Genomic DNA, 9985 nt, shown 5'->3' with positions numbered 1-9985 from the left:
GCAGATGCGTCCGTGATTACGAACGGCTCCCCGAACACCACGAAGCCATGGTCACCTGGGCCATGATCCTGCTCATGTCACGCCGCCTGGCCCGACAACGGAAATGAGCAGTTAGCTAACGGGCTCTCACAGATCTCGGCGAGAACGCCGCCGTGGAATTGCAGCCCTGCCAACTCGGTTCGGACGGGTACATCGCGCCGGACCAGCGCTGGGACCACGTTCCCGCGCCCCAGGGCGGAGGCTTCTTCCAACTGGTCAGCGGCCTCGGGCACAGCCTCGAATTTCCCGGCCTCGCCTATGGAAAAGCCCACCTGGTGACCAATGCTGTCGTGAGCGGTCAGCCGCAAACGGTGTGGTTGATCGGGGCTCAGGCCAATGCGCTGCTGCCCGGGGATTGCGGTGCCAGCACCTGCACCCTGGACGTCCAGAATCCCCCGCTGTATCTCATGCCGCTCCAGCACACCCAGCCCATGGAGGCCACCATCGGCTTCACCAGCCAGCTCGACAACTTCCAGAACGAAATGATCCTCTGGACCATGGGGCCCCGAGGTTCGCGCTACTCGCTTCCGGGCCTACTCGCCCCGAGTTCCACTAGTTCGATGGATTTGTCGCGGCTGCCGATGGCGATCAGGCGACCGTCGGGGCTGAAGGCGGCGCAGGTGACGATGCCGTCGTGGGGGATCAGAGACAGGCAGGCGCCAGTGTCGACGTCCCAGATTCGAGCGGTCTTGTCGCGGGCGGTGGTGGCGAGTAGACGGCCGTCGGGGCTGAAGGTGACGGTTTCGATATGCGCTCGCGCGCGGGCGGTCTTCGTCATGGAGTTCATGTCGACCAGCGGGTCGGTGTGGAAGAAGACGCGTCGGGCGGGGAGTGACGGGTTACGGACATCCCACAGCTCGATGCGGCCGCCCATGGCGATGGTGGCGAGCCGATCTCCGCGCGGATGCCAGGCGACCCAGTACGGGGTTTGCGCCAGAATCGTGGCGGTTTGGCTGCCATCGGCCACATTCCAGATCCGGATCTCGGATTCGAGGTGGTGGGTGGTGGCCAGCGCGGTTCCATCCGGGCTGAACGCCATGCGCAAAACGGCATCGCCGGAGACGAGTTCGCGCGGCTCACCCTCGTGCAGCAACACATCCCCACGATCGAGGGTGGCCAGTCGCCGACCATCCGGACTGAACCGGAGTCCCCGGACCGCGCCCCGGTGGAACGGCCGCGTGATCTCGGCACCGGTCTCGGCATCCCACACCACGGCCGGACCGTGGCCGATGGCGGTCGCGAAACGGGAGCCATCGGGCGCGAAATCGATATCCCAGCCGCTGAATTGGCTGTCGACATCCGAGTATCGATCCAGAATGAGGTTGGTGCGATAGGCCAGTCGATGGCCGTGCTGGACACGCAAGCGCTGGTGGGTCGACACATCGACCAGGTACGCCGCGGTTCCACGGCAGGACACGGCCAGCCGCTTGCCGTCGGGCGAGAAGGCCAGCGCGAGAACCGGATCCGGCATCGAGATGGTCCGGATCCAGTGCGATCGCAGGCTGACCACGGGAATGGCGGCTGCCTCACGCTCGGCGAGACTTGGGCTCGGAAGGCGCTGCTGCGGTGGAGTGGGTTGGGGCTGTTCGGTGGGCGATTGGGCGGGCTGAGGTCGTGCCGTGAACGGCTGGACTGTTGGAGGTCTGTCGGACTGCCAGGTGGCGGTGTGCGGCCGAATGGGTTGCGATGCAGCGGGTTCCGGCTCGAGGGATGGCGATGCGGTGCTCTCCGGCTGAGCTGGTCGCGGTGGGGTGGGGGCCGGTTGGGAGGGTTGCGGTGGGGTGGGGGCTGGTTGCCAGGCCGCGTTGCGGGTGAGGGCGAGTTCGGCGGCGGTGTTGCGGCCGGTGGCGCGGGGGCGGGGAAAGCCGTTGCGGCGCAAGGCCGAATCCAGGAGGGGGAAGAGGCGGGCGAAGGTGAGGTATTCGCCGGTGTCGGGGTCGCCGGTGTGGAGGAGGCGTAGGAGGGTGCCGGTGAAGGCGGTGCAGCCGTCGGGGCCTTGGACGGCGGCGAATTTCGAGGCGGCGGTGAGGACGTACGCGCCCTCGATTTCGGCGAGTTCGCGGAGGGCCTCGTTGTCGTCCTCGCCCGCGAGGGCGGGGCCGCCGAAGGCCTTGCCGCTGTGGCAGCAGTCGAGGATCACGATCTTCACGGCGGCGCGCGAGGTGCGCATATCGTCGCGGATGACCGAGTAGGGGAGCGTCGAATAGCCCGGCCGCCGTTGGGAAGACGCGCTGTGGGTGAGGGCCAGCTCGGTGCTGTCGTGGCCAATCGTCACGCCGTGGCCCGCGTAGTAGAACAGCAGCAGATCCTCGGCGGCCTCGACCGCCGGTTCGAGGACGCGCGCGAAATCCTCCGACGAGCGCGGATCGCTCAGCACCTCGATGTGGGTGAGCCCGGTCCGCTCCCGCAGCAGCCGCGCCAGGCGGGCGAGATTCTCGGCCACCTGCGGCACCGGGGCGAAACCGGAATCCGCCGCGTACGTGGAGGTTCCGATCAGCACCGCACGGGAGCGCTCACTGTCGGGGAGCCGCATCCGCCGATTCCCCATCCGGCTCGAGCCGCGCTTGCGGCGCGGGATGTGCGTCAGGTGCGGGGAGTGCGTCCGGCGCTTGCGGCGCGGGCAGCGCGTCCGATTTGATCTGCTCCAGCGCCTGGCGCACCAGATCCTCGGACACCTTGCCGTTCACCGAGATCTCGTTCTGTCCGATCTTCAGCGTGAATTTCGTTCTGCGACTGGACAACCAGGCATTCACGCACGCGGTGACCGCCGCCATCAACGGCGCGGACTCCACCACCAGCTTGATGATCTCCTCGGCCCCCAGCGTCCCCGCGACCGACTCCCCACCGACCAGCTGCTTGCGAACACTCCGCAAATCATCGTCATCCACGATGGCGTTGAACAGCGACCCGAGTTCCGCGACGTCGTCCTCGGCGTCGGAGATCGAGATAATGATCGTGGTGCTCACGCGACCCCTCCCCAGCAACGGTTGTGCCGAAATTCTAGGCCCCCAACCCCGCCCGAGTGCCCCATCCCGCCCCCGCACCCGTCGAGATCCCACCGCCTTGGTCCGAACACACTTCGGGCCGGGTCACCACCGACCCGGCCCGAAGTGTGCTGCGGAGCAGGATGTTCTAGCCGCCCTGCTGGCAGATGCCGTTCAGGATCGGGGCCGCGGAACCGACCGCCGCCACATCGCCGTTGGCCAGCGCGTTCGCGTAGTTGTCGATGGCCCACTTCTCCTGGCCGTCGGCGTCGATCGCGTGCAGCCGGTCCGCCGCCTCCTGCTTCTGCTGCGGGCTCGGGCCCAGCGAGCCGTAGCTGTTGAGGATGTCCCCGGCGGCCTGGCAGGCGGGGGACAGGGCGTAGGCGTTTCCGGCGGGCAGCACCAGCAGAGCGCCAATCGCGCTCGCGGCCAGCACACCGGACGTCAGCATCTTGCGCATACGTTCACTCCCAAAGAAGCTCGTGTTCGGTTATCGCCAACGAGTGTGCCTGATCCCCACCCGAAATCGATCACACCCCCGCCGAAAACCGGCAAGTACGGGGGACTAGGGGGATTAGGGGATGCGACCAGAATGCACTGGGGCAGGGGTCTTCTCGACGTTTGCCTGCTGAATTGCATTGTCGTCGGTGCGGGCGGGTGTTTAGGGTGGCGGGATGGGTGTGGTGCGGACTGTGCAGGTGACTTTCGACTGTGCGGAGCCGGAGCGGGTGGCGCGGTTCTGGTGTGAGGTTTTGGGGTATGTGGTGCCGCCGCCACCGGCGGGGTTCGGGAGCTGGGAGGAGTTCGACCGGTCCTTGCCGCCCGAGCGGCAGGGGAGCGCGTTCGCGTGCGTCGATCCCAACGGTGTTGGTCCGCGGCTGTTCTTTCAGCGCGTTCCCGAGGGCAAGGTCGTGAAGAACCGAGTCCATCTCGACGTCCGCGTAGGCACCGGCCTCGTCGGGGACGAGCGGGTGGCGGCCCTCGAGGCTGAATGCGCGCGACTGGAGAAGCTCGGCGCGGTGAAGGTGGAACTGCTGCGCGCGGACGGCTTCAACGAGTCCTGCCTGGTCATGCAGGACATCGAGGGCAACGAATTCTGCCTCGACTGAACCGGACTCGGGAGGTCAGCGGGTGCCGATGGTGGGTTCGATGGCTTGGGCGGCCTTGCTGACCGCTTTGCAGGCGTCGTCGGTGCGGTAGAGGTCCTCGGCGTGGGGGAGGACGGTGAACTTCAGTGCGCCCGTGGCCGTGCGGAGGGTGGCGGAGCAGCCCAGGGGGATGCTCTTGTCCTCGCCGATGATTTCCTCGGGGTGGGTGAAGGTGTCGCGGCCGTTGATCTTCGAGACCTCGGGCGGGGTGCGGCCATTGGTCACCGCGCGCGATTGCGCGTCGGTGAGCAGGTTGTCGTACGTATTGCCCGAGGTGTACAGGTCGATGCGCAGCATGCCGGTGGCCGCGGCGGTGAAGGTGCACTCGTGCGCGGGGGAACCGGGAACGTCGTCCTTGATCAGTTTGGTCGACGGCTCGAAACCCGCCGCGCGCACGGTGTCGTCACCGATCTGACGGCACGGATCCAAGGCCGCGGTGGAATCCGGATGGCTGGAGCAGCCACTCGCGATCAGTGTCGCCGCCACCGCGATCGTCATGCGGACCAAGCGCTTCCGCACGGAACCCTCCCGAACTGAAATAACTCTTGTGAAAGGCGAAAGGCCCGGCGATGACCGGGCCCTTCACCACATCTGGTGCGCGATACTGGGATTGAACCAGTGACCTCTTCCGTGTCAGGGAAGCGCTCTCCCGCTGAGCTAATCGCGCGGGGGTAAATCCTTCTGAGAGCGGATGACGGGATTCGAACCCGCGACCCTCACCTTGGCAAGGTGATGCGCTACCAGCTGCGCTACATCCGCACGCTCACCCGGCCCGGAAGGCCGATTGGCTTGCGGGAGAGAACATTAGCCTATGGGTGGGTGGTAAATGCAAATCGCCTGGAAAACCGGGTGATTCGGGCGTGTCAGTCGGTGACCGGTTGGGGTTCGAGGGTGGGTGCGGCCTGGGCGCGGGAAAGGCGGACGGCGGCAACGCACATGACAATGACCGACAGGGCCACGAAGGCGGTGCCGACCGGGCCGCTGCGCAGGCACTCCTCGAGGACCGTCATGCCGAGGAAGGCCGCACCGAGGGGTTCGGCGACGGTGAAGGCGGGCAGCGAGGCCGAGAGCGGGCCGACCTGGTAGCCGCGCTGCTGGACGTAGAGGCCGAGCATGCCGCAGGCGACCAGGACATAGAGCTCCCAGCCGGTGAACGCCGCGCCGATGCTGCGGCCGAACTGCTGGGTCACGCTCTCGGTGAGCGCGGCGGAGATGCCGAACAGCAGTCCGGCCGCCGAGCCGAGCAGCAGGGCCTGCAGGGTGGGCACGCGCACCGTGGTGGCGACCGCGATGCCCGCCACGATCAGGCCGATCATCAAGCCGAGCGGCACCATCCAGTGATGCCACGGCGCGTCCGCCACCCCCTCGGTCGGCGCGCCGACCACCAGGAAGCAGGCCAGCGCGATGGACAGCGCCCCGGCCTGCGCCCACATGGTCCCGGTGACCCGCCGTCCGCTGTAATGCGCCGCCAGCGGCAGCGCGAACACCAAGGCCGTCACCAGAATCGGCTGCACCACCAGCACCGACCCCAGGGCCAGCGCCGCCACCTGAAACCCGAACCCGCCCGCGTCGCCGATCAATCCGGCCAACCAGCGCGGATTCCGAATCAGCTTGGCCAGCAGCGCATCACCCTCGGGCACATCCGCCGCCGCCCGCTGCTGCGCCACCGCCGACACGGCGAACAGCACGGCCCCGATGAACGCGCAGACCACGGCTGCGATAGGTAGGTTTCCCACCCGGCCAGTCTGCCGGACCCACCCATCCCGGTCGGTCGGCAGGTGGGCCTCGGGACTCAGACGGGGTCGAGGGGCAGGCGGGCGGGGGTCGCGCCGTGGTAGAAGTAGCGGCCCAATCCGATGGTGAAGATGAGCATTCCGTAGGCCGCGTGCTCGACCGAGGCCGTGAACAGCGAGCGGGTGCGCAGGTAGCGGGCGGCGAAGAGCCAGCCGCCGACGCTGCTGGCCGCCACCGAGAACCAGCTGCCGAAAAGAATGTGCACGTAGCCGAAGGCCGCGGCGCTGGCCGCCACCATGCCCGGGCCCTCACCGAATACCGGCTTGTACCGGTGGAACAGGAAGGACCGGAAGATCAACTCCTGCGGGTAGACGCTCAACACCGGGTACAGCACCATGACCGCCAGCCAGATCAGCGGATTCCGGCGCGGCAGATCGAACAGATCCTTTCGGTGCACCACCGCCGTCGCCGCGGTCAGCGCCACGGCATTGGCCCCGGCCGTCACCGCCATCGACCGCGCCTGCTCGGGAAACGCCTCCGCGCGCCACAGTGATTCGCGATCGAACCCCTTCGACCGCCGCAAATACACCGTCACCCCCGACGCGAGCACCAGCAACGCCGGAATCGGCGGCTTCCCCCGCATCACCGCGTTGTACAGCGTCGTCCCCCCGAAGAACAACGCCGCGTACTCCGCCGCCAAATAGGCCCGCCGACCCGGCCGAATCCTCATGGGCTACACCCTAATTTGCGCCCCGCAACCGCGCCGACGACCGCGCATCGCCACGATTCCAACGCCATGGGCGCAAGGCCGAGTTACACCTCCGCAGTATTAGCGAACCGCGTCGCGAGGACCGCATGAGCTACCTCCCCAGCTCACGAACCCGACCCCAACCGCCCGCCTCTTCGCGTTCGACCCGGCCGCTAGCTTCGCGGGGTCCGGTCGACCACCGCCTCGCTGCTCTCGGCATGGGCGGTCGGCCCCACCGCTCACCCCGCCTGCGGGAGTGGCCAGCTGTCCCCGGCCTCCGCCCGGGGTGGCGAACTGCTCGGTTGCGGGTGAGAGGCTCCGGCCGGAACCCACGCTCCCGCAGTGGATTCCGGCCGGTTGTTGCTCAGGCCAGTTGGACTACCGCGGTGGCGCGGCCGAAGACCTTGCGGCCCTCGTGGGACGCGCTGATGGCGACTGTCGCGGTGCCGTCCTGGTCGTCGATCGACTTCACCTTGCCGGTGAATTCGATTGCGGTGGAGCCGTTTTCGGTGACGTAGACCGGGTTGCTCATGCGGACGCTGTATTGCTTGAGCGCGCCCGGATCGCCCAGCCAGGAGGTGACGAAGCCCGCGCCGTAGGCCATGGTCAGCATGCCGTGCGCGACCACGCCGCGCTCGAGTCCGACCGCGCGGGCCGCTCCGGCATGCCAGTGGATCGGGTTCGCGTCGCCCGCGACACCGGCGTAGCGGACCAGGTCGCCGACCGTGAGAAGTACGGTGCGGCAGGGCAATTCGTCGCCAGCGGCCAGCGTGCCCGCCGCACGCGATCGGCTGCTGCGATACACGCCCACCGCCGGAGCCCAATCGATGAGCTCGGTGCGGCGCGGGGCGCGCCGAATGAACGTGTCCATGCCGCGATGCACCAGATCCCCGATCAGCCGGTGCGCGTCGGTGTGCTCGTCGGACTGGTCGGACCGCGCGATCACACTGGTCGTCCCCGTCAGCACCGCCTCCCCGTGCTGATCGGTGATCACATTCTCGAAGACGAACATGTCGCCGCCGAAGGCCTGCCGGAACGACTTCAAGGCCACATTGCTGGTCACCCGATCGCCGACCATGACCGGCCGGTGGAACTCCATCACCTGATCGGTCTGCACCGAGGCCCGCAGGTCGTATCCGGTCAGCATGCCGCTCATGGCGTGCTGCACGGGTGCCGCCAGCATCGACAGGAATGTCGGTGACGCCGGGAGCGTCGGGTAGCCGAGCTCGGTCGCGGCCCGCTCGTCCCAGTGCGCGGGGTGGTCGTCCTGAACGGCGGCCGCGTACTCGCGCACCTTCTCCCGTCCGACCTCGTAGTACCCGTCGAGCTGAAAACGGCGGCCCACCATCGAGGTCGCGTGCGCGATCGGGTCGAACGTCACGGGTTCGAGCGTATCGGTGGAGTCGGACTGCACAATGGTCACGACGATCCCTTCTGCCAGGTGTGGACGCAAGTCAACTGACCGAGATGCTCGTTCGAAGGGAGTCCGTGTGAAACCGCACCCGCCCGCATCCGAGCCATCGAGGTGGAGCAGGCGGCCACCACGGACGCGAGGTGTGTGCGCGGACATGGTGGTACGCGCAGAATAACCACCGCCGTTGAGCGTCAGGCGTGCGGGCGGAGTTCGACGCAGCACTGGCCCGGCTCGGGGGCCAGGACGGCGCGCGCCGAGTTCCCGGCCGCGATCGGCGGCGACGCGCTGCGCCGCGTCACGGGCGCTCTCGCCGGTGCCTTCGGTGAGCAGCCGCGCCCAGCCACCATGAGGCCAACTGTGTTGGGCGAAGCTGCGTGGGTAGTCCGTCGGGTGTGGCGAATTCGACCCCGCCTCACGAATAACCCCAATGATCTTTGCCGTAAATATCCCAAGGTTGGGAGGCTGCGATGGCAAGTGACACGCATCAGGCGAGTGACATGCGGCAAGCCAAGCGCCCGGTCAGCGCCGCGCTGGCCGGACCGTACGGGCATCCGTTCCACCCGATCCTGGTCACCGTCCCGATCGGTGCGTGGGTGGCGAGCCTGGTCTTCGACCTCGGCTCACATGTGGTCGACGATCCGGATTTCCTGGCCCGCGGCTCGGTCTGGCTGATCGGCCTGGGCGTGCTGGGCGCGCTCGCGGCGGCCACGCTCGGATTCCTGGACCTGTTCGCGATACCGACCCGAACACCCGCGTTCCGCACCGCGCTGGTGCACATGAGCCTGAATCTCGCCGTCACCGTGGCGTACGCGCTGAACTTCTGGTGGCGCGAATCCGGTTCCGGCCCACACGGATCCGTTCCGATCGGGCCGCTCGTGCTGTCTCTGGTGACCCTCGCGGTGCTGGCCGTCTCGGGTTATCTGGGCGGCAAGCTCGCCTATCACTACGGCGTCCGCGTGGCCGACGAGGCCACCCAGGCCGCCGGTTTCCGGCACTGAAAGCCCGTACCCCACTCATATTTTGGAGGAACATCATGGGCATAGCCGCTTTGATCCTCTGGCTGCTCACCGCCACCGGAGGTTTCGTCCTGCTCGGCACATGGATCGCCAAAGGCGGTGTGCGCCAGCCCGATAGCAGCCACCTGCCCGCCCCGGTCCTGTTCGGCCACTTCCTGCTCGCCGCCGCGGGGCTGATCGTCTGGATCGTCTATCTCGTCCTCGACAACGACGCCCTGGCCTGGATCGCCTTCGCCCTGCTGGTTCCCGTGGCCGCGCTCGGGTTCTTCATGCTGGCCCGCTGGCTGCCGGTCTACCGCTCCCGCAACAGCATTGCCGCGGCCACCACCGCCGCCCCCGAACGCCATTTCCCGGTCGCCATCGTCGGCGGCCACGGCCTGCTCGCGGTGACGACCGTCGTTCTGGTTTTCCTCACCGCCCTCGGTGTAGGAAGCTGATCACCCGCCCCCGCCACACCTCCCAAAGGAGCTGCGCCACACTCTTTCCGGCGTACCGTCCCCCGGACTCCGCCGGGGGACGGTCCGTCCCCTCCTGCCGCTGCCTCTCCTCGTCGCGATACCGCAGCCGATCCCGCTCGATCACCCGAGCGCACAACCGCACCACCACATCCTCGAGCTCCATCCCCAGCGACCGCGCTCGCAGCGCCGCCATCTCCAACGCCCACTCCCGATCCTCCGGCTCGGGATCACTGAGGATCTCGTCCAACGCCATCCCGTCAATGGCCTGATCCTGCGTCAAATCCCACCCGGGCAACCAGCTGAGCACCCACGTCCCACCCCCGGGCCCGGGCACCAAATGCGCGGTCTCCGGCGTCATATCACTGGTAATCGCGCGCCCAGATATACGAAGCGCCATGGTCATTCACCCCCTCGGGAAGCAGTCACCGAAACGGTATGTCCGCA

At 67.7% G+C, this 9985-nt stretch carries 12 protein-coding genes and 2 tRNA genes; 3 read left to right on the top strand and 11 right to left on the bottom strand.

Features of this window, described 5'->3' with window-relative positions; genetic code table 11:
- Nucleotides 1-367: 367 nt before the first annotated feature.
- The 4 genes from VMT40_RS32925 to VMT40_RS32910 all read right to left on the bottom strand — a co-directional run bounded on the left by VMT40_RS32925 (nt 368) and on the right by VMT40_RS32910 (nt 3483).
- Nucleotides 368-538 carry a hypothetical protein gene (locus tag VMT40_RS32925; protein ID WP_326363234.1) on the bottom strand — a complete coding sequence of 57 codons (171 nt, stop codon included), beginning with the start codon at nt 536-538 and terminating at the stop codon, nt 368-370.
- An 18-nt stretch (nt 539-556) separates the two neighbouring features.
- Nucleotides 557-2572, bottom strand: coding sequence for a caspase, EACC1-associated type (locus VMT40_RS32920; RefSeq protein ID WP_326363233.1), 2016 nt, complete (start codon nt 2570-2572; stop codon nt 557-559).
- Nucleotides 2553-3005 carry an effector-associated constant component EACC1 gene (locus VMT40_RS32915; protein WP_326363231.1) on the bottom strand — a complete coding sequence of 151 codons (453 nt, stop codon included), beginning with the start codon at nt 3003-3005 and terminating at the stop codon, nt 2553-2555. Before VMT40_RS32915 ends, VMT40_RS32920 begins: the two co-directional genes overlap by 20 nt.
- Nucleotides 3006-3171: 166 nt before the next feature.
- Nucleotides 3172-3483 (bottom strand): hypothetical protein, encoded by a 312-nt coding sequence (locus VMT40_RS32910; protein ID WP_326363229.1) that lies wholly within the window; start codon nt 3481-3483, stop codon nt 3172-3174.
- A 214-nt stretch (nt 3484-3697) separates the two neighbouring features.
- Here VMT40_RS32910 and VMT40_RS32905 point away from each other — a divergent pair, with 214 nt between their 5' ends.
- Entirely contained in the window at nt 3698-4132 is a 435-nt protein-coding gene (locus tag VMT40_RS32905; RefSeq protein WP_326363227.1) for a VOC family protein, read from the top strand.
- Between the two features lie 15 nt (nt 4133-4147).
- On the opposite strand, the gene VMT40_RS32900 is transcribed toward VMT40_RS32905, so the two are convergent.
- The 6 genes from VMT40_RS32900 to VMT40_RS32875 all read right to left on the bottom strand — a co-directional run bounded on the left by VMT40_RS32900 (nt 4148) and on the right by VMT40_RS32875 (nt 8076).
- A complete protein-coding gene (locus tag VMT40_RS32900) occupies nt 4148-4690 on the bottom strand; it encodes a DUF3558 family protein (RefSeq protein WP_326363225.1) in 543 nt (180 codons plus the stop codon).
- Nucleotides 4691-4763: 73 nt separating this feature from the next.
- Nucleotides 4764-4838: transfer RNA gene (locus VMT40_RS32895), tRNA-Val, on the bottom strand.
- Between the two features lie 19 nt (nt 4839-4857).
- Nucleotides 4858-4930: transfer RNA gene (locus VMT40_RS32890), tRNA-Gly, on the bottom strand.
- A 104-nt stretch (nt 4931-5034) separates the two neighbouring features.
- Complete coding sequence (locus VMT40_RS32885) at nt 5035-5907, bottom strand: DMT family transporter (RefSeq protein ID WP_326363224.1); 873 nt, start codon at nt 5905-5907, stop codon at nt 5035-5037.
- Nucleotides 5908-5963: 56 nt separating this feature from the next.
- Nucleotides 5964-6635: a CPBP family intramembrane glutamic endopeptidase gene (locus VMT40_RS32880; protein WP_326363223.1), complete on the bottom strand. Its 672-nt coding sequence runs from the start codon at nt 6633-6635 to the stop codon at nt 5964-5966.
- 382 nt (nt 6636-7017) lie between these two features.
- Nucleotides 7018-8076 carry a fused (3R)-hydroxyacyl-ACP dehydratase subunits HadA/HadB gene (locus VMT40_RS32875; protein WP_326363221.1) on the bottom strand — a complete coding sequence of 353 codons (1059 nt, stop codon included), beginning with the start codon at nt 8074-8076 and terminating at the stop codon, nt 7018-7020.
- Nucleotides 8077-8534: 458 nt separating this feature from the next.
- Between VMT40_RS32875 and VMT40_RS32870 the strand changes: the two genes are divergently transcribed.
- Both VMT40_RS32870 and VMT40_RS32865 read left to right on the top strand, forming a co-directional pair.
- Nucleotides 8535-9065: a DUF2231 domain-containing protein gene (locus VMT40_RS32870; protein WP_326363220.1), complete on the top strand. Its 531-nt coding sequence runs from the start codon at nt 8535-8537 to the stop codon at nt 9063-9065.
- Between the two features lie 35 nt (nt 9066-9100).
- Entirely contained in the window at nt 9101-9520 is a 420-nt protein-coding gene (locus VMT40_RS32865; RefSeq protein ID WP_326363218.1) for a hypothetical protein, read from the top strand.
- On the opposite strand, the gene VMT40_RS32860 is transcribed toward VMT40_RS32865, so the two are convergent.
- Complete coding sequence (locus VMT40_RS32860) at nt 9495-9938, bottom strand: hypothetical protein (RefSeq protein ID WP_326363216.1); 444 nt, start codon at nt 9936-9938, stop codon at nt 9495-9497. The genes VMT40_RS32865 and VMT40_RS32860 overlap by 26 nt on opposite strands.
- Between the last annotated feature and the right edge of the window lie 47 nt (nt 9939-9985).

Source organism: Nocardia sp. CDC160 (assembly GCF_035818795.1).
GTDB lineage: Bacteria > Actinomycetota > Actinomycetes > Mycobacteriales > Mycobacteriaceae > Nocardia.
This window is presented reverse-complemented; position numbering and strand designations above follow the sequence as displayed.